Origin of the sequence: Streptomyces sp. NBC_01089 (assembly GCF_045162975.1) — a bacterium.
Taxonomy (GTDB): domain Bacteria; phylum Actinomycetota; class Actinomycetes; order Streptomycetales; family Streptomycetaceae; genus Streptomyces.
In genome coordinates, this window is the sequence record NZ_CP108660.1 from 4,448,168 (window position 1) to 4,465,351 (window position 17,184).

Consider the following 17,184-nt stretch of genomic DNA (forward strand, 5'->3'; position numbering starts at 1 on the left):
GCGGGCGGGCAGTGGTGACTCGACATCAGGGATGCGCAACCTCTGGGTGGGCCGGGCACGCCCGGGGACAGCGGGACGGATGATGCGGGGTCAGACGGCCATCCCGTACACGATGGTGAAGACGGTTCCCAGCGAGCCGATGATGAAGACGCCGGTGAGTCCGGCGACGATGAGGCCCTTGCCCTGTTCCGCGCTGAAGGTGTCCCGCAGTGCGGTGGCGCCGATACGCTGCTTGGCCGCACCCCAGATCGCGATGCCGAGGCAGAGGAGGATGGCGACCGCCATCACGACCTCGACCATGATCCGCGCCTCGTTGCCGAGGCTGCCGAACGGCCCCCAGTTGGGGGCGATTCCGCCGATGATGGTGCTGATGTCGCCCTTGTCGGCTGCCAGGTTCATGTAACTCACCGCCCCTATCGGGTAGTTCGTGCCCATGCTCCGGTGCATGGGTCACGCCCTATCTTCGCTGATGAAACAGCCCCCGTGTGTAACCCGGCGGCTCTCTTTACCCACTTGCCCGCACATTTGTCCGAAGATGCTGCTCTGACCTGCGGCGCGGACTCGTGTTCGGTCGAACATGCATGGTTACTCTGTGTATCACGGGGGGTGACGCCGGGCAATGACGCCGCTGTGGGAGAAGGCGGCGTGCTCCGTCCCGTTCTTCGGCCGTGCGGGTGCAGGCGCCCCTGCCGGGCCGTGTGCCTCGCACCGTGCCGTACGGGGGTGTGCTGAGGTGCCCGCGGGGGCTGCCCCTCTGACCGACTCCGGCGGCCCTGTCACCGCGAGACTCGGAGGACATCCCATGGCTGAGCAGTCCCGGCGCACCTTTCTCAGGCAGGTTTCCGCGGGCGGCGCGGTAGCGGGCGCCGCAGCCCTGGTCCCCGCGCTGCTGGGCGGGGCGGACGGGACGGCGTCCGCCAAGCCCGGCCGGACCGCCCCGCACGCAGGTCCCGCCCGGCGGGCCGCCCACCGGTTCGCCGCACCCGGTGTGCGGTACGCGGTCCGGGTCAACATGCCCGCCGCGACGGTGGATCAGCTGACCTCCACCGGTCACCGGCTGCTGATGTTCAAGGCCGTACAGAGCGAGCAGAGCGCCGGGGGGCTGCCCGTGCTGTGGAGCTCCACGAGCACGTACCGCACCCGGACCGAACTGGCCTGGACCGAGCAGTACTACGCCTTCGTCACACCCGGCGAGACCCCGGAGGGCGCCCGGCTCGCCGGGGTGGACCTGACCAGGGTCGCGCCGGGGCAGACCCTCGACGTCGGCCCCGGGGTGCGCTCCACCGTCATCGGCGGGGGTACGCCCGGGGCGGTCACCATCTCGGACACCACCGCGACACCGCTCTCGTGCGGGCTGGCGCAGCCCGCCCCCGAGGGGGGTGCGCCGGTGCCGGTCTGTGCGCTGCCGCTGGCGGGGCAGGGGCAGACCGTGGTCCTTCCCGTGGGGCAGGTGGTGCTGGCCTTCGCGACCGGCTCGCCCGCGCCGGGGTCGGTGGTGAAGACGGCTCCCGGGCCCGCGGTCCAGGTCGACCTGGACCGGATGAGCCCGGCCGACCTGTCGTACGACGTCGAGTCCGGCTGGTCCTGGGACGGTGACTTCGCCGCCGCGGTCCCGGGCGGCGGGTTCGTCGCCGCGCTCGTCCACCCCGCGCCGGGCGTCCGGCTGGGCGGCGGTACGGGCAGTGGCACGCCGGTCAGCGGCATCACGCTGCGGGCCGTGCGGGAGCGCGGGGCGGTTGCGGGTGCGTCGGCCGGTGCGTCTGCCGGTGCTTCGGCGGATGGGGAGGGCGCTGCGCAGGGGGTGGCGGCCGGGCCGCCGGCGGGGGTGGCCAGTACCGGTACCGAGACCCGTACGACGATCACCTGCTCGCTGGACCCGGACAGCCATGTCGTCCTGCACGGGACGTACCTCGTCGAGTACCGGCGTGCGCGGTCGGGCGGTCAGCGGTCGCTGGTGAGGTGCACATCCGTGGCGGCCGCGCGCGGTGGTGCGTACACCTTCAAGAAGCTCCGGCCGGAGGGTGCGGGCGGCCGGTGAGGCGGTGGCGGTGCGGGCCAACGCCCCTTGATTGGCGCCGGATCGGCTGAAACAGTGGGTCCAGTGGACGCACTCAGACCTCAGGATCCGTCGCGGATAGGCGCGCACGCACTGCTCGCCAGGCTCGGGGCGGGTGGCATGGGCCAGGTCTATCTGGGGCGTTCGCCCGGTGGGCGGCTGGTCGCGATCAAGGTCATCAGGGACGAGATCACCGACCACCCCGAGGCGCTCGGCCGCTTCCGCCGTGAGGTCGAGACCGTACGGGCGGTGCGCAGCGCGTACACGGCGAACCTGATCGATGCCTCACTGGCCGCGCCGCCGTACTGGCTGGCGACCGAGTATGTGTCGGGCCCGACGCTCAGTCATGCCGTGCGTGACCGGGGGCCGTTCCCGGCGGCGACCTGCCGGGGGGTGTTCGCGGCGCTCGCCGAGGGGCTGGCGAGTGTGCACGCGTACGGGGTGACGCACCGGGACCTCAAGCCGCAGAACATCATCCTGTCCGCGCAGGGGCCCCAGCTGATCGACTTCGGGATCGCCCGCGGCACCGGGGACGCGGCGCTCACCGAGACGGGCCTCGCGCCCGGGACCCCCGGGTTCGCCGCGCCCGAGGTGCTGATGGCGAATCAGGTGGGTCCGGCGGCGGACGTCTTCGCGCTGGGCTCGACGATGGCGTACGCGGCGACCGGACGCGCTCCGTTCGGCGGCGGGCAGCCGGCCGCGATCGGCTACCGGGTGGTGCACGAGGAGATCGACCTGGACGGCGTCGAGCCGGCGCTGGCCGCGCTGATCGCGCGGTGCGTGGCCAAGGACCCGGCATCCCGCCCCTCGCTCACGGAGGTCATCGCGGACTGCTCGGTACGGGCGGCGCTGGTGGACGACACGTTCTACGGCGCCTTGGCGGGCTTGGCGGAGGCGGCCTCTTCGGGGCCAGTGGGGCTTTCGGGGCCGGCCGGACCTGCGGGGCCGGTGGGGCCGGTGGGGCCGGGCTGGACGGTGGGGCCTGGTGGGGCGGCGGGGGCCGCGGGGCCCGTTCCGGGGCCTCACGGGCTGCCTACGGTGACCTCGGGCTCCTTCGCTCCCGGTTACACGCCTACGGAGTTCGCGCCCCCGACGCACCCACGGCGGGCGAAGCCATGGTTGGTGGCGGGGGCCGCCGGGCTGGTGCTGGCCGTGGGCGCCGTCGTCGCTGTACAACTGGCTCCGGGCAAAAAGGACGACGCCTCACGGGCGCCCTCCCCGGGGCTGTCCGGCAGCGCCCAGCGCACACCGTCTTCCACGGACAAGAAGCCCCTCGTGGTGCCGCAGTACATCGAGCAGACCAACCCGAACCGGGACGCCTACGACTCGGCGACGCAGTCGTGCAACCTTCCGGCGGAGGAGCGCCTCGAACATATCCAGACGTCAGTGACGGACGCGGAGGATCCGACGGCCCAATCCGTCTCCGGCAAGTTCAGAATCGGATTCCGGCTCGAGTACGCCCCGGAGCTCACCAAGCCGTACTACATCTCACTGGTCGTCAAGTCTCCTGATGCCATCGACCCCAACACGAGACGGCCCATCAGCGGGGAGCGGGGGAACAACCTCGATCTCGGCTACGCGAGCAAGCCCGCCGATGTCTCGGCGGACCCCACCAAATGGCTCTATCTGACCTATCCGGATGACTTCAGCGTGGCGGTGAATGGGAAGCTGCGGCCCGCCGTCCCTGTCGACAACGACCCGGGAGACTGGTCCCTGCTGACCGAGCATGTGCGGGCTCCGAAGGACTACGCACTGGTCGACTGCCGAGGATTCACGGTCAAGTAGTACTGATCGGAGGTGCAACCGGGAAACGGGCATGAACCCGGACCGGATGCGGGAGGGTGGAGGTGTGCGGAAAATCTGGATGTTCGGCGGGATCGGGATCGGGCTCTGCCTGAGCTTCGTGGCCCTGCTCGTCGTCGGTACGTACTCGGCCGCGGCCGGGCTCGGCGGCGCGGCGCAGGGTGCTGTCGGGCTGGCCAAGGGGGCTGTCCCCGCGGCCTATGCGTCGATCGTCCAGAAGTGGGGGGACCTCTGCCCCGCTCTCAACCCAGCCCTGCTGGCAGCGCAGTTGTACCAGGAGAGCGGCTGGCGGCCGGATGCCAAGAGCTCTGCCGACGCCCGGGGAATAGCGCAGTTCATTCCTGGTACCTGGGCGACGCACGGTATCGACGGCAACGGCGACGGCAAGAAGGACATCTGGGATCCGGCCGACGCGATTCCGTCAGCCGCCTCCTACGACTGCGAACTGGCCAAGTACGTCAAGAACGTGCCCGGCGACATCAGTGACAACATGCTCGCCTCGTACAACGCGGGTGCGTACCGGGTGATCAAGGCCGGCGGCGTGCCGGCCATCCGGGAGACGCAGAACTACGTCAAGGTCATCCGCACCCTGGAGAAGAGCTTCGCCCGTCCGGTCAACGGGGTGGCGCCCTCTCAGCAGGCCGCCGCCGCCATCTACTACGCGCAGCAGAAGCTCGGCACGCCGTATCTGTGGGGCGGGACCGGGACGGCCGGGCAGGGTGGGCGGTTCGACTGTTCGGGGCTGACGCAGGCCGCGTACCACAGTGTCGGGATCACGCTGCCGCGCGTGGCCAACGACCAGTACAACGCCGGGGAGCACCCGTCCCGCGATCAGCTGCTGCCGGGGGACCTGGTGTTCTTCTCGAACGACCTGTCCAACTCCCGTGCCATCCACCACGTGGGGCTGTACGTGGGTGGCGGCTACATGATCGACGCGCCCTACACCGGCTCGGTGATCCGCTTCGACAAGATCGACTCGCCGGACTACTTCGGGGCCACCCGGGTCACTCAGGATGGCGCAAAAGCACTCCCCAAAAACACCTAGAAACCCTGAGACGCTCCGTCGCCTGGCTTGAACTCACGGTGACTCCGCCTCCTCTGAGCTGCGACGATGAGTCACTCTTCGATAACGTCCTGGTGATCTTTCGGTAGAGAGCGGAACGCCGTGGGTGCGCCGGGCGTTCCCTTGTCCGGGACACCGACAAGAGTGCGCACTGACCGCGGGGGTTGGTAGAGCGGCTTGCACGGACGCACGCCGCGCAGTGAAGCAAAGGCAAGGGGCAGCGAATGGCTGGGCTCGCAAGTGATGGGTCGAACCCTGATGTCCGGCTGCTCTACGACGTCAACGGTCTCGCGAAGTCGGCCCCCGGCTGGGTGGACCGGGCCATGGAGTTCATCGGCGAGTACGGGATCCTGCTCGCGGTGGTGCTGCTGGTGCTCGGGTGCTGGTGGAGTGCGCGCAGGCGGCCGGACACCGAGTCGGCCGTGACGGCCGTCGCCGGGATCGTCTGGGCGCCGCTGGCGGCCGGGATCGCGGTCCTGGTGAACGTACCGATCCGGGGATTCGTGGGGCGGGCCCGGCCGTTCGTCGAGCATCAGGGGCTCGATGTCCTGGTGAAGGGCAAGACCGACTTCTCCTTCGTGAGCGACCACGCGACGCTGACGATGGCCGTCGGGGCCGGACTCTTCGTCGCCCACCGCAAGTTCGGGCTCGCCGCGATCGCGCTCGCGCTGGCCGAAGGGTTCTGCCGGGTCTTCATGGGCGTGCACTATCCGACCGACGTGGTCGGCGGGTTCGCGCTGGGGACGGCGGTGACACTGCTGCTCTCGCCGCTCGCCATGGCGCTGCTGACTCCGCTGGTGCGGGCCGTCGCTCGTTCCGAGCGGGGGCGGGTGCTGGTGCGGTCGCGTCGGGTGCGGAGTGTGGCCGCTGCCGCCGCCGTGGATATTCCTGAGGCTCGGTCCGAGTCGGGGCGGAATGACTTGGCCGCGTGACAGGGGGGTGGGCGGCCGGCTGCGGGGTGCGGGTGCGGGCCGCTGGGGGGTTTCGGGGCTCTGCCCCGGGCCCCGGTCCTCAATCGCCGGACGGGCTTGATTGTGCCGGGCTTGATTGTGCCGGGGGTGAAGGTGCCGGGCTCGATTGTGACGGGGCTGAGTTTGCCGGAACTTGTGGGTTTTCGCGGGTGTCTCTTGTCAGTTCTGCGTTGAACTGGGCCCCTGCCAGCAGGGACAGGTTCGATACCCAGAGCCAGACCATGAACACGACCACGCCCGCCAGCGATCCGTACAGCCTGCTGTAGGTGCCGAATCCGGCCGCGTACGCCGTGAAGCCCGCCGATGCCATCAGCCAGAGCAGCGCCGCCAGTACGCCGCCCGGCAGGCCGCGGTGGGTGGCGCGGGCCACCGGTGGGCCCGAGCGGAAGAGGAGCAGGACCAGCAGGGCCACGCAGCACAGCAGCGTCGGCCACTTGAGCAGGTTCCAGACGTCGGTCCCCGCGTTGCCCAGGCCCAGCGCGCGGCTCAGGGAGGTGGCCACGGTGCCGCTCAGTACCAGGACGAGCGCGCTCACCACCAGCAGCCCCAGCAGGGCCACAGCCGTCAGGACGATGCGGTGCGCCTTGCGGATGGCAGGGCGTTCGTCCTTGACCGCGTACATGGAGTGCAGGGCGCGACGGAAGACCGCGAGGTAGCTGGAGGCGGACCACAGTGCGCTGAACGCGCCCCCGATCAGGACCGTCAGGGCGGCGGAGCGCTGGCCCGCCACATGGTTCAGCGCCTGATGCAGCGCCGCGCCCGATTCGGCGGGGGCCCAGGCGCTCACGTCCGCGATGAGTTCGTCCGTCGTCGCGGGGGCGACCAGGCCGATGAGCGAGATGGTGACCAGGAGCGCGGGGACCAGCGCGAGGATCGCGTAGTAGGTGAGAGCGGCGGCCCAGTCGGACACGTCGTCGTTCCACATGGAGAGCGGGGTACGGCGCAGCGCCAGGCCCCCGCGTGACCAGGCGTCTGATGCCGGCCGGGGGTGCGGCGGGCGGCGGCCGGGGCGGGGGATCCACGGCAGGGCCGGGCTCTCGCGGGGCTCCGGTGCGGTCCGTCGCTCCATGCGTGCCTTTCTGACGTAGCGGGCCGTCGGTGCACAGACGGTTCGGTACGTCCGTTCATTCGTTCATGCGGTCATTCGTTCATTCGGGCATTCGTTTATTCGTCACCGCGCATCGGTGCCGGTGGCCGGTGCCGGTTTTGGCGTTCGTCTCCGCGGTGGTCCTTGCTGGTTCCTGCCCCCGGCCTGGGGGTTTACCCCGGTCGGGGCAGGGCTCAGGTGGCGCGGCGGGTGCGGTGTGCCGGTATGCCGAGGCGTACGTCGGCCGCGACCGGGCGGGGGGCGGCGGATGTGCGGGCCTGCGCGAGGGTGTCGGTGGCGACCCGGCGCAGGACGGCGGCGGGCTCGGCGTCCTGGGTGAGCAGCAGGGTGGCGCGGGCGGTGAGGCGGTGCGGGCGGCCGTGCAGCGCGATGTGGGCGAGGTGCACCCCGGGCAGCTGGGCCGCCCGCCCGGTCATCGCGGCGGCGAGCGCGCGGGTGCGCAGGGTGACGCCTGGCCTGGTGAGCGGTACGGGGCCGCGGGCGCCGCTGCGGAACTGGGCGATGACCCACCACAGGAGCAGCAGGGCGGCGACCGCGAGCGCGGCGATCACGGCAGGGGTCCACCAGCCGTTCTCCCGCAGCCGGGCCGCACCGGCGCGGTCCAGGAGTACGGTGCCGTGCCCGGGGCGGGGCCACCAGGAGGGCAGCCGGCGCCGTACGCCGGGCGCGGCCGCCATCAGCAGGCCGCCCCCGGCGAGCAGTACGAGACCGGCGCCGGCCAGGGCGGCCCGGTTCGTTCCGTTACGGAGTCGGCTCATCGGGTCCTGTGCCTTCCCGGGTGGGGGAATCGGGGGTCGTGGCGCCGGGCGTGGTCGCTTCTCCGGCCACAGGCGGTGGTGCGGGCGTGTGGTCCGCGCCGGTGTGGTCCGCGCCGGGCCCGTGTTGCCAGTGTGGTTCCGGTGTCACCGTGGTGCGCAGGCGGAGCGGGTGGGCCAGGCCGCATCCGGTGAGGGTGGAGGCGGCCGCTTCCTTCACTTCGCGGCGGGCGGTGTCCCGGTCGCCGAAGCCCAGCCGGGCCCGCACGGTGACCCGGTGTCTGCCGACGCGGGTACGGACCCGGGTGACACCGGGGACCGCGGCGACGGCGTCCCGTACCAGTACCGCCACCGCCGCACGTTCCAGCGCGGCGCGCAGGTCAGGGGCGGGCGGGACCATCGGGAGCAGCTTGCGTGCGCCCGGGGTCAGGGCGAGCAGCAGCAGCCACAGTCCGGCCACCGCCGCCACCGCGCCGCCGGCGGTCACCGCCGCGTCGCCCGGATCGTGCCCGGCCAGCCAGTCGACAAGTCCGGTGCGCCAGCGGGCCGGGGCGTGGTGGGCGGCGTGCACCTGGACCACGTCGTACAGCAGCAGCGCGCACGCCGCCGCTGCCGCGAGCCCGAGCAGGGCGACGGGGATGCGGCGCTGTGCCCAGGTGCGGTGCGGGGTGCGGAGCCCGGGAGTGTTCCCGGCGGGGGCGGCCACCGTGGCGGCGCCGTCCTGCGGGGGGTGGCCCGCCGCGTCCCCGGCGGTGGGGGCCGCCGGGCGTGCCGGGAGGTCGCGGATGCGGACACGGGCTTCGGGGACGGTGAGGCCGGTCAGTTCGGCGGTGCGGTCCGTCACGCGCCGCTGGATACGGCTGCCCGCCTCGTCGAGCGCCGCCGGGTACGGCAGCGCGACATCCACCGCGACCCGGGCGCGGCGGCCCTGCACGCTGACCGATCCATGGGTGACCCGTACGTCACCGGGCAACAGGGCCTCGCCCGCGGCGCGTTCGGCGATCCTGCGCACCGCGCGGTCAGCCACCGTCGTCGTGCCGCGTTCGGCGGGGGCCGTCATCGGCGGTCCCGGCCACGGGAGTTGCCGCTGTCGCGGAAGCGTCCGCTGTCGCGCGGGCCGCGGTGGTCACGGGTGGCGAGGAACTCGCGCCAGTCGAACCCCTCGTCCTCCGACACCCGGCCCGCCGCCCAGCCGATCGCGCCGAGCGCCGCGACCAGCAGGAACGCTCCGAAGCCGCCGAACCAGCCGGCGAATCCCAGGGCCATTCCCACCAGCAGCCCCACCAACGATCTGTTCACGACTCACCTCACCTCACCTTGCCGCTGTCCGCTGTCCGCTGCCCGCTCCCCGCTCGATGTGCAGGTGTGTGCATGTGACCTGTTCCGGCCCGTTCACTCCACGCGGGTGTCGGTGCCCGTGTCGGACTCGTCGTCCTCCAGCAGGTGCACGTCGTTGACCGCGATGTTCACCTCGACGACCTCGAGGCCGGTGATGCGCTCGACGGCCGCGATCACGTTCTCGCGTACGTCACGTGCCACATCGGTGATGGCGACGCCGTACTCCACGACCAGGTCCAGGTCGATCGCGGTCTGCCGTTCGCCGACCTCGACCTTCACGCCACGGCCGACGTTCGGGCGGCCGCCGGGTACGCGGTCGCGCACCGCGCCGAGGGTGCGGGAGAGGCCGCCGCCCATGTCGTACACGCCGGGGATCTCGCGCGCCGCGGTGCCCGCGAGCTTCACGACCACGACATCGGCGATGGACGTCTTGCCGCGCGAGGCCGCGGGCTCCGTCGCGCCGCTGACGCCACCGCTCACCGTGGTGGAGCCGGGGGTCTTCCGGGTGCTGCCGCTCGGGCCGGTGCCCGTGCTGCCCGTGCTGCCCGTGTTGTTCGTGCTGTTCTTCGCGGTGGACAGTTCCTGAGTGGTCATCGGGTTCTCCTCGTGAGTGGGGGCTGTGAATGGGGGCCACTGGGAGGTGCGCTGTGGCCGGTGGGCTTCACGTCGTAGGCCCTCACTTCCTTCGACACAGCGGTGCGCGTGGCGTTACGCGAAGACGCCATGGAAAATCGGTCGGTCTGATCTGTTCGGGTCGCGTCACACCGACGCCCGGCCGGTGTCCAAGCCCGTGAGCAGAGGAGAGGAGCCGCCGCGTGCCGGGAGACCTGGACAAGACGCCGGCCGAAGGCGATGGCCACCCCTGGCGGGCCGACGGGCTGCTGGCGGTACGCGCCGGTGAGGGCGACGAGGAAGCGTTCGAGGCACTGGTGCGCAGGCACGGTCCCGTACTGCTGCAACTGGCCACCCGGCTCCTGGGCAGCCGGACCGAAGCGGAGGACGCCGTGCAGGACTCCTTCATCGCCGCCTGGCGCAAGCTGCCCGAATTCCGCAGGGATGCCGCCTTTCGCACCTGGATGTACCGGATCGTCACCAACCGTTGTCTGAACGCGCTGCGCGCGAGACGGCCGGTGACCGGGCTCGAATCCGTGCCGGAGCCGCAGGCCCCCGAGCACGCGTTCTCGCCCGCGCGGGCGGCCGAGTCGCATGCGGCGGTGGAGGCGCTCTCGGTCGCCATGGCCGGGCTCTCGCCCGAGCAGCGCGCCTGCTGGGTGCTGCGGGAGCTGCACGGACTGCCGAACGAGACCATCGCGGAGACCGTCGGGATCAGCCAGCAGGCGGTCCGGGCCAGGGTCTTCCGCGCACGGCGCTATCTGACGGAGGCGATGGGCGCATGGCGGTGACTGCGAACCCCGGGCCGCCCGAGGACGCGGCGGGCGGCGAAGGCGCCGACGACGAGCGGCTGCCCTGCGGCCGGCTGCTGTCCGAGGTGTGGGAACAGTGGGACACCGGCGGTACGGATGCCCATACGGCCGGCTGTGAGTACTGCGCTGCCGCGCTGGGCGATCTCGACCTGCTCGGCGTCGCGGTGCAGCAGGCCCGGGACACGGAAGGCGCGGAACCGGAGTCCGGCGCCGGTGCCTTCACCCTCATCGAGCGGGTGATGGACGTGGTCCGGCTCGAACTGCGGCCCGGCCGCACGCTGCCGCTCGGCGAACCGGACGAGGACGCGTGGATCGTCGAGGCGGCGGCCGCGAGGACGTTCCGGGCGGCGGCCGAGCTGGTGCCGGGCGTGCAGGTGGGCAGTTGCCGGATCGCCCCCCTCGACCGGGACGCCCCGGCGACCGGAACGGGAACGGCGACTGGAACGGGGACGGCGACTGGAACAGATCCGCGGGGTCCCGTACGCGTACGGGTCGAGGCGTCCGTCGCGCTGACCTGGAACCTTCAGGAGGCGGCGGACGAGATCCGGCAGCGGATCGCGGCCGCGGCGGACAGCGCGCTGGGGATGGAGGTGGCCTCGATCGATGTGACCATCACCGATGTCACCGATGTCACCGATGCCGCGGATGTCGCCGACGCGGGCGATGGCCCCGATGGCCCCGATGGTTTCAACGGCGCCACTGGAGGTGTGCGATGACGGATCAGGACACCCGTGCGCAGCTGTCGGCGACGGTCGCGGAGGCGGCACTCGGCGTCCCCGGAGTCGCGTTTCTGCGGCCCGGGCTCGCCGGGCTGCTGCGTACGGCGGGCCGCAGCGGGCCGGCCGGTGTACGGATCGGGCGGGCCGACACGGACGGCGGCGACGGCTGGACGGCCGAGGTGTTCGTGGTGCTGCGGCAGGGCCACCGCGCCGTCGACGTCACGCGCGCCGTCCGGGCGGCGGTGCTGCGGGCGGTCGCGGACCCGGCCGCCGTGACGGTCGGCGTGACCGTCACCGGATTCGCGTGACGCGCGTGCACCATCGGGGACGTGCCAGGACGTGTCACGACGGGTCAGAGCGCCTGCGGGAAGTCGAACAGCCGCTGTGGGTCGTACTGCTTCTTGAGCTGGGCCAGCTTCGGCGCCCCCGCCCCGTAGTACGCCGTCCGCCAGTCCGTCAGCTTCGGGTCGATGTAGTTCTGGTAGGCGCCGCCCGACGCGTACGGGCCCATCGCCCGGTGGGTGTCCTTGAGCCAGCTCTGCTGGGCGCTGCCCGCGGTGCCGGGCTGCCAGGACGCTATGTACTGGGCCAGCACACGTGAACGCCGGTGCACGAACGCCGTGGCGGATGGGGAGACCCGGTTGATCGCGCCGCCCAGCGCGGTGAGCGCCACCGAGCCCGCGCCCTGGGCGGCGCTCAGGCCGGCGAAGGCGCTGGTCCTGGAGAGCAGGGCGTCGATGCCGTCCGCGGGGAGCGCCCGGTCGTAGAAGTCGGACGCCGCCGCGTACGTTTCGCGCTGCAGCGTGCCCTGGGTCCGGCGGCCGGGCGTCGGACCCGGCAGATGGCACTGGTCCTCGCTGAGGCTCCCGCAGCCCGCGTACACGAGCATCGCGTCCTCGAAGCCGCGCCTGCGCAGGGAGACGGAGCGCGCCGGGGCGCCCACCGCGTCGGCGAGGCGGTCGACCGCGTTCTGGAGGTCTCCGTAACTGCCGAGGGAGAACGCCGCCACGGAGACGCTCGGGGCCGCCCCGCCCGACGCCGCCTCCAGATGCGCCGACGACCAGATCTCGTCGGCCTGGCCGGGGCCCCACTTCTGCCAGGCGTCGATGACCGCGTGCGCCTTCGACCAGGGCCAGGACATATAGGCGGAGACGGTCTGCGGTGCGTCGTGCGTACGGAAGGTCAGACCGGTGACGACGCCGAAGTTGCCGTTGCCCGCGCCGCGCAGCGCCCAGAACAGGTCCTTGTTCTCCTTGGCGCTGGCCGTCAGGCGCCTGCCGTCGGCTGTGATCAGGGTGGCGGAGGTGAGGCTGTCGCAGGTCAGGCCGTACGCACGGGAGGCGACGCCGTGGCCGCCGCCGAGGGTGAGCCCCGAGATGCCGACCGTGGGGCAGGAGCCGCCGGGGATGGCGCGCGAACTCCTGCCGAGGGTCTCGTAGATGTCGACCAGCTTGGCGCCCGCGCCGATCGTGCCGTCCGCCGATATGCGGGACAGCTTGGACACGTCGATGACGAGGCGGCCGTTGCCGGATGACCAGCCCGCGTAGGAGTGGCCGCCGTTGCGGATCGAGACGGGTATGCGGTGCGCCCGCGCGTAGGCGAGGCACTCGCGGATGTCGTCGTCGCCCGCGATGTACGCGACGGCGGCGGGCTTCAGGCTGTCGTAGCGGGTGTTGTAGAGCTGACGGGCCGTGGGGTAGTCGGCGTCGTCGGGGCGGACGAGCTTGCCGTCGAGCCCGCGGCCGAGCGCGGTCCAGTCGGCGGCCGCGCGGGGCATCGAGCCCGAGCCGGACGGTGCGCCTGTCGCGGTCCCGGTGCCGGAACCGGCCGTGGTGCCCGGGGGCTTCTGGTCGGTGCCGCCGGAACCGCCCGAACTCCCGGTGCCGCGGCAGGCGGCGGCGGTGGCCAGGACGGGTACGGCGGTGAGCAGCGTGCGGCGTTGCATAAGAGGACCTCCCGGCGTACGAGACGTGCCGCCGGTACTTACGGGTTCCCTGCCGTGGCGCTTCTATCAACCCCCGCCCGGTTTGCCCCGGTTGTTCCTCTGTGAGGTACGCCTCGGGTCCGCCTGCGGCCGCCGGACAGCCTCAGCCCAGCCCCAGCCCCAGCCCCAGCCCCAGGTCAGGCCGCCGCCGAGTGCTGCGCCGCGTCCGTACGGGCGCGTTCGCGCGAGCGGCGGGCCGGGCCGGTCCAGCCGCAGACGCAGTGGGCCGTACAGAAGGAGCCGCGTTCGGAGGTCGAGGTGGCGTGCTGCCGGGCGTTCGGTGGGGGGTCGTCTTCGCGCACCCGTCCACGGTACTCAGACCGGCCGGTGGCCCGCGGCCGGCTCAGGGGGACGCCGTTGGGCGTGACGGCGGTTCGCGGGAGTCGTTAGGCGAAGCAGGCGGGCGCGGCCGACGACTGGCCGGGCGTTGAGGGTTGGCAGGCGATGGTGAAGCAGTACAGCAGCAGGACCAGGGCGCTCGCCGGTGCCGCGTTCGCTCTGGTGGGAGTGGTGGGCGCCGGTGGCTGCACGGGTGGTGCCGGGGCGTCGGCCGACGACCGGAACGGCGGGCCGCAGGCGGTCAGGCAGGCGGCGCACGTCCTGTCGGGCGCCGGGAGTTCCCGGGCCAGGACGGCCATGACGATGGCGACCGGCGGGACCCGGGTGACGATCAGGGGCACCGGCGGCTTCGACTTCGCACGGCGCAGCGGCCGGCTCAGGGTCGTCCTGCCGCCGGATGCCGCGGGGGCCGAGGAGCACCCGCCGATCACCGAAGTCCTGACGCCCGCCGCGGTCTACATGAAGAACCGGGGCGCCAATGTCCCCGCGAGCAAGTGGGTCAGGATCGAGCCCGCGAAGCTCCCGGACGGGAATCTGGTGACGAACGGGGCGACCGATCCGCTGGTCGCGGCCGAGGTGCTGTGCGGTGCGCGCGGGGCTTCGTACGCCGGCACGGAGCAGCTGGCCGGCACGCGGGTAAGGCACTACAAGGGGACCGCCGATCTGTCGGTGGCCGCCCGGAACGCGGCGCCGCAGGCCCGGCCGGTGCTGGCCGCCGCGGCGAAGGGGTTCGCGGGGCCGGGTGTGCCCTTCGACGCGTACTTCGACGCGCAGGGCCGGCTGCGCAAGCTCCGCGAGACGTTCAGCTTCGCCAACAAGGGGCAGACCGTCCAGGTGGCGTCGACGACGCTGCTCTACGACTTCGGCGTACCGGTGGCGGTGACACTGCCGCCCATCGGCGACATCTACGCCGGGACCGTCGAGTAGGAACCGGCAGGAACCAGTGGGAAATGGTCCGTACGTGCCATGCGCGGCACGTGGGCGCTTCCCTACGCTGGGAAGTCGGCTCAGGAAGTCGGCTCAGAAAGGGGTGATGGCCATGGCCGGAGTGCTCACCGTCCAGGACCGCATCGCCCTCGTCGAGATCGAACTGTGCGGAGAGCTGATGATCGCGGCTGCCGCCTCGCTGGAGGAGCGGCTCAGCCAGGCCCGTATCGACGAGGTGCTGATGGTGAGGACCACGCGGACCGCGCTCCCGGAGGGGCGCCCGCAGGCCCGCCGGGACCACGAACGCTGACCGGACCGGCCGGTCGGCTGCCCGACCGGCTGACCGGCCGCCCCACCGGCGATTTTCAGCCACCGCCAGGAGGGGTCACTCAGGTGCGCAGCAGCCGGGCGATGGCCTTGGTGGCTTCCTCGACCTTCGCGTCGACCTCTTCGCCGCCGCGGACCGCCGCGTCCGCCACGCAGTGCCGCAGATGTTCCTCCAGGAGCTGGAGCGCGAAGGACTGCAGGGCCTTGGTGGAGGCCGATACCTGGGTGAGTATGTCGATGCAGTAGACGTCCTCGTCCACCAGCCGCTGGAGTCCGCGGATCTGGCCCTCGATCCGGCGCAGCCGCTTGAGATGTTCGTCCTTCTGCTTGTGGTAGCCGTGCACGACGGGCTCGGTGCCCGGCTCCTGGCCCATGCGGTCGGGCGCGCCGGCCGCCTCGGTGGTTGTCATCGCGTCCTCCCGTTGTGGAACCGTTGTGAATGATGGTGACCTGTTGTCCAGAAAGGTTCTTGATACCCCTCGTGGGTATATAATACCGATCCTTCCGAAAATCGGGGCGGGCCCCGTGCTGATCACTGTGCCCCATGGGCGACACTGAACAACGCCGGTTAGCCGTGGCCGGATGATGCGCCTAGCATCAGCCTGACCGAATCCAGAGCCCCGAGGACCCCACGTGCGCTTTCGTCTGACCCCCAGGGAGACGAGCTTCTACGACATGTTCGCCGCATCCGCGGACAACATCGTCACGGGCTCGAAGCTCCTCATGGAACTGCTCGGCGCGGACGCATCCGGCCGGGTCGAGATCGCGGAGCGGATGCGGGCAGCGGAGCACGCGGGGGACGACGCGACACACGCGATCTTCCACCAGCTCAACTCCTCCTTCATCACGCCGTTCGACCGCGAGGACATCTACAACCTCGCTTCGTGCCTCGACGACATCATGGACTTCATGGAGGAGGCCGTCGACCTCGTCGTGCTGTACCAGGTCGAGGAGCTGCCCAAGGGCGTCGAGCAGCAGATCGAGGTGCTGGCCAGGGCGGCCGTGCTGACCGCTGAGGCGATGCCGAGCCTGCGGACGATGAACAACCTGACCGAGTACTGGATCGAGGTCAACCGGCTGGAGAACCAGGCCGACCAGATCCACCGCAAGCTGCTCGCCCACCTCTTCAACGGCAAGTACGACGCCATGGAGGTCCTGAAGCTCAAGCAGATCGTGGATGTGCTGGAAGAGGCGGCCGACGCGTTCGAGCACGTCGCCAACACGGTGGAGACCATCGCGGTCAAGGAGTCCTGAACCTCGTGGACACCTTCACTCTGATCGTGACCATCGCTGTCGCGCTCGGATTCACTTACACGAACGGCTTCCACGACTCCGCCAATGCCATCGCCACCTCGGTGTCCACCCGGGCGCTGACCCCGCGTGCGGCTCTGGCGATGGCCGCTGTGATGAACCTCGCGGGCGCCTTCCTGGGCAGCGGGGTCGCCAAGACCGTCAGTGAGGGGCTGATCGCCACACCCACGGGGCAGAAGGGGATGGGAATCCTCTTCTCCGCGCTCGTCGGCGCGATCGTCTGGAACCTGATCACCTGGTACTTCGGGCTGCCGTCCTCGTCCTCGCACGCCCTGTTCGGCGGACTGGTCGGCGCCGCGCTCGCCGGCGGCACGATGGTGCACTGGAGCGGGGTGGTCGAGAAGATCGTCATCCCGATGTTCCTGTCCCCGGTCGTCGGGCTCGTGGTGGGCTATCTGGTGATGGTCGCGATCCTGTGGCTGTTCCGTAAGTCCAACCCGCACAAGGCGAAGCGCGGATTCCGTATCGCCCAGACCGTCTCCGCCGCCGGCATGGCGCTCGGCCACGGTCTGCAGGACGCGCAGAAGACCATGGGTGTCGTCATGATGGCCCTGGTCATCTCGGGTCACGAGTCCTTCCAGGACGCGATCCCGGTCTGGGTCAAGCTGGTCTGCGCGCTGATGCTCTCGCTCGGTACGTACGCGGGCGGCTGGCGCATCATGCGGACCCTCGGCCGCAAGATCATCGAGCTGGACCCGCCGCAGGGCTTCGCGGCGGAGACCACCGGTGCCGCGATCATGTTCGGCTCCTCGTACCTCTTCCAGGCGCCGATCTCGACCACGCACGTCATCACCTCGGCGATCATGGGTGTGGGTGCCACCAAGCGCCCGCGTGCCGTGCGCTGGGGCGTGGCCAAGAACATCGTGCTCGGCTGGTTCATCACCATGCCGGCCGCAGCGGTCGTCGCGGCCCTCAGCTACTGGGTCGTCCTTCTGCTCTTCTGACCGCAGGCGCACACCCGCGGACCGCCGTACGGAAGGGGGCCCGCCTCCCGGAATCCACGGGAGGCGGGCCCTTTTTTCTGCCTTGCGGTGGCACCGCCATGCAGCACCGCAAGCC

General features: G+C 71.4%; 20 protein-coding genes. 11 read left to right on the forward strand and 9 right to left on the reverse strand.

Going from position 1 to position 17,184, the window contains the following annotated elements; all coding sequences use genetic code 11:
* Positions 1-90: 90 nt before the first annotated feature.
* Complete coding sequence (locus OG510_RS19785) at positions 91-399, reverse strand: hypothetical protein (RefSeq protein WP_164265700.1); 309 nt, start codon at positions 397-399, stop codon at positions 91-93.
* A gap of 403 nt (positions 400-802) precedes the next feature.
* Here OG510_RS19785 and OG510_RS19790 point away from each other — a divergent pair, with 403 nt between their 5' ends.
* The 4 genes from OG510_RS19790 (at position 803) to OG510_RS19805 (ending at position 5,854) form a co-directional block, all read left to right on the forward strand.
* Positions 803-2,038 carry a twin-arginine translocation signal domain-containing protein gene (locus OG510_RS19790; protein WP_406138417.1) on the forward strand — a complete coding sequence of 412 codons (1,236 nt, stop codon included), beginning with the start codon at positions 803-805 and terminating at the stop codon, positions 2,036-2,038.
* 63 nt (positions 2,039-2,101) lie between these two features.
* Entirely contained in the window at positions 2,102-3,841 is a 1,740-nt protein-coding gene (locus OG510_RS19795) for a serine/threonine-protein kinase (protein ID WP_406138419.1), read from the forward strand.
* Positions 3,842-3,905: 64 nt separating this feature from the next.
* Complete coding sequence (locus OG510_RS19800; protein ID WP_406138420.1) at positions 3,906-4,904, forward strand: NlpC/P60 family protein; 999 nt, start codon at positions 3,906-3,908, stop codon at positions 4,902-4,904.
* Positions 4,905-5,146: 242 nt separating this feature from the next.
* The gene (locus OG510_RS19805; RefSeq protein ID WP_406138421.1) at positions 5,147-5,854 is read left to right on the forward strand and encodes a phosphatase PAP2 family protein; all 708 of its coding nucleotides are present in this window, start codon (positions 5,147-5,149) and stop codon (positions 5,852-5,854) included.
* A gap of 79 nt (positions 5,855-5,933) precedes the next feature.
* On the opposite strand, the gene OG510_RS19810 is transcribed toward OG510_RS19805, so the two are convergent.
* From OG510_RS19810 to OG510_RS19830, 5 genes are all read right to left on the reverse strand, one after another.
* The gene (locus tag OG510_RS19810; protein ID WP_406138422.1) at positions 5,934-6,962 is read right to left on the reverse strand and encodes a YihY/virulence factor BrkB family protein; all 1,029 of its coding nucleotides are present in this window, start codon (positions 6,960-6,962) and stop codon (positions 5,934-5,936) included.
* Positions 6,963-7,174: 212 nt separating this feature from the next.
* Entirely contained in the window at positions 7,175-7,759 is a 585-nt protein-coding gene (locus tag OG510_RS19815) for a hypothetical protein (protein WP_406138424.1), read from the reverse strand.
* On the reverse strand, positions 7,743-8,816 hold the full coding sequence (locus OG510_RS19820; RefSeq protein ID WP_406138425.1) for a DUF6286 domain-containing Asp23/Gls24 family envelope stress response protein: 1,074 nt from the start codon (positions 8,814-8,816) through the stop codon (positions 7,743-7,745). Before OG510_RS19820 ends, OG510_RS19815 begins: the two co-directional genes overlap by 17 nt.
* Entirely contained in the window at positions 8,813-9,055 is a 243-nt protein-coding gene (locus OG510_RS19825) for a hypothetical protein (RefSeq protein WP_406138426.1), read from the reverse strand. Before OG510_RS19825 ends, OG510_RS19820 begins: the two co-directional genes overlap by 4 nt.
* A 93-nt stretch (positions 9,056-9,148) precedes the next feature.
* Positions 9,149-9,688 (reverse strand): Asp23/Gls24 family envelope stress response protein, encoded by a 540-nt coding sequence (locus OG510_RS19830; protein WP_406138427.1) that lies wholly within the window; start codon positions 9,686-9,688, stop codon positions 9,149-9,151.
* A gap of 233 nt (positions 9,689-9,921) precedes the next feature.
* On the opposite strand from OG510_RS19830, the gene OG510_RS19835 reads away from it, so the two are divergent.
* From OG510_RS19835 to OG510_RS19845, 3 genes are read left to right on the forward strand one after another with little or no spacing between them, the layout of a single operon-like run.
* Positions 9,922-10,497, forward strand: a complete 576-nt coding sequence (locus OG510_RS19835) for an RNA polymerase sigma factor (RefSeq protein ID WP_406142462.1) — start codon at positions 9,922-9,924, stop codon at positions 10,495-10,497.
* A complete protein-coding gene (locus OG510_RS19840; protein WP_406138429.1) occupies positions 10,488-11,234 on the forward strand; it encodes an Asp23/Gls24 family envelope stress response protein in 747 nt (248 codons plus the stop codon). The genes OG510_RS19835 and OG510_RS19840 overlap by 10 nt, the downstream gene beginning before the upstream one ends.
* Complete coding sequence (locus OG510_RS19845; RefSeq protein WP_406138430.1) at positions 11,231-11,545, forward strand: Asp23/Gls24 family envelope stress response protein; 315 nt, start codon at positions 11,231-11,233, stop codon at positions 11,543-11,545. The genes OG510_RS19840 and OG510_RS19845 overlap by 4 nt, the downstream gene beginning before the upstream one ends.
* A gap of 44 nt (positions 11,546-11,589) precedes the next feature.
* Here OG510_RS19845 and OG510_RS19850 read toward each other — a convergent pair whose 3' ends face one another.
* On the reverse strand, positions 11,590-13,182 hold the full coding sequence (locus OG510_RS19850) for an FAD-binding oxidoreductase (RefSeq protein ID WP_406138432.1): 1,593 nt from the start codon (positions 13,180-13,182) through the stop codon (positions 11,590-11,592).
* Positions 13,183-13,358: 176 nt separating this feature from the next.
* Positions 13,359-13,523: a hypothetical protein gene (locus OG510_RS19855; RefSeq protein ID WP_406138433.1), complete on the reverse strand. Its 165-nt coding sequence runs from the start codon at positions 13,521-13,523 to the stop codon at positions 13,359-13,361.
* 142 nt (positions 13,524-13,665) lie between these two features.
* Between OG510_RS19855 and OG510_RS19860 the strand changes: the two genes are divergently transcribed.
* Positions 13,666-14,487, forward strand: a complete 822-nt coding sequence (locus OG510_RS19860; RefSeq protein WP_406138434.1) for a hypothetical protein — start codon at positions 13,666-13,668, stop codon at positions 14,485-14,487.
* Positions 14,488-14,593: 106 nt separating this feature from the next.
* Positions 14,594-14,797 (forward strand): hypothetical protein, encoded by a 204-nt coding sequence (locus tag OG510_RS19865; RefSeq protein ID WP_406138435.1) that lies wholly within the window; start codon positions 14,594-14,596, stop codon positions 14,795-14,797.
* Between the two features lie 79 nt (positions 14,798-14,876).
* Here the strand turns inward: OG510_RS19865 and OG510_RS19870 are convergent, their stop codons facing one another.
* Positions 14,877-15,224 carry a metal-sensitive transcriptional regulator gene (locus OG510_RS19870; protein WP_406138436.1) on the reverse strand — a complete coding sequence of 116 codons (348 nt, stop codon included), beginning with the start codon at positions 15,222-15,224 and terminating at the stop codon, positions 14,877-14,879.
* A 223-nt stretch (positions 15,225-15,447) separates the two neighbouring features.
* On the opposite strand from OG510_RS19870, the gene OG510_RS19875 reads away from it, so the two are divergent.
* Complete coding sequence (locus tag OG510_RS19875; RefSeq protein ID WP_164266361.1) at positions 15,448-16,068, forward strand: DUF47 domain-containing protein; 621 nt, start codon at positions 15,448-15,450, stop codon at positions 16,066-16,068.
* Positions 16,069-16,073: 5 nt separating this feature from the next.
* Positions 16,074-17,069: an inorganic phosphate transporter gene (locus OG510_RS19880; protein WP_164266360.1), complete on the forward strand. Its 996-nt coding sequence runs from the start codon at positions 16,074-16,076 to the stop codon at positions 17,067-17,069.
* Positions 17,070-17,184: the final 115 nt, after the last annotated feature.

Bases quoted from the DNA above. Each gene is read 5' to 3' on its own strand.
- OG510_RS19785 (WP_164265700.1), bottom strand. From the start codon at position 399: ATGAACCTGGCAGCCGACAAGGGCGACATCAGCACCATCATCGGCGGA.
- OG510_RS19790 (WP_406138417.1), top strand. From the start codon at position 803: ATGGCTGAGCAGTCCCGGCGCACCTTTCTCAGGCAGGTTTCCGCGGGC.
- OG510_RS19805 (WP_406138421.1), top strand. From the start codon at position 5,147: ATGGCTGGGCTCGCAAGTGATGGGTCGAACCCTGATGTCCGGCTGCTC.
- OG510_RS19810 (WP_406138422.1), bottom strand. From the start codon at position 6,962: ATGGAGCGACGGACCGCACCGGAGCCCCGCGAGAGCCCGGCCCTGCCG.
- OG510_RS19815 (WP_406138424.1), bottom strand. From the start codon at position 7,759: ATGAGCCGACTCCGTAACGGAACGAACCGGGCCGCCCTGGCCGGCGCC.
- OG510_RS19820 (WP_406138425.1), bottom strand. From the start codon at position 8,816: ATGACGGCCCCCGCCGAACGCGGCACGACGACGGTGGCTGACCGCGCG.
- OG510_RS19830 (WP_406138427.1), bottom strand. From the start codon at position 9,688: ATGACCACTCAGGAACTGTCCACCGCGAAGAACAGCACGAACAACACG.
- OG510_RS19840 (WP_406138429.1), top strand. From the start codon at position 10,488: ATGGCGGTGACTGCGAACCCCGGGCCGCCCGAGGACGCGGCGGGCGGC.
- OG510_RS19845 (WP_406138430.1), top strand. From the start codon at position 11,231: ATGACGGATCAGGACACCCGTGCGCAGCTGTCGGCGACGGTCGCGGAG.
- OG510_RS19850 (WP_406138432.1), bottom strand. From the start codon at position 13,182: ATGCAACGCCGCACGCTGCTCACCGCCGTACCCGTCCTGGCCACCGCC.
- OG510_RS19860 (WP_406138434.1), top strand. From the start codon at position 13,666: ATGGTGAAGCAGTACAGCAGCAGGACCAGGGCGCTCGCCGGTGCCGCG.
- OG510_RS19865 (WP_406138435.1), top strand. From the start codon at position 14,594: ATGGCCATGGCCGGAGTGCTCACCGTCCAGGACCGCATCGCCCTCGTC.
- OG510_RS19870 (WP_406138436.1), bottom strand. From the start codon at position 15,224: ATGACAACCACCGAGGCGGCCGGCGCGCCCGACCGCATGGGCCAGGAG.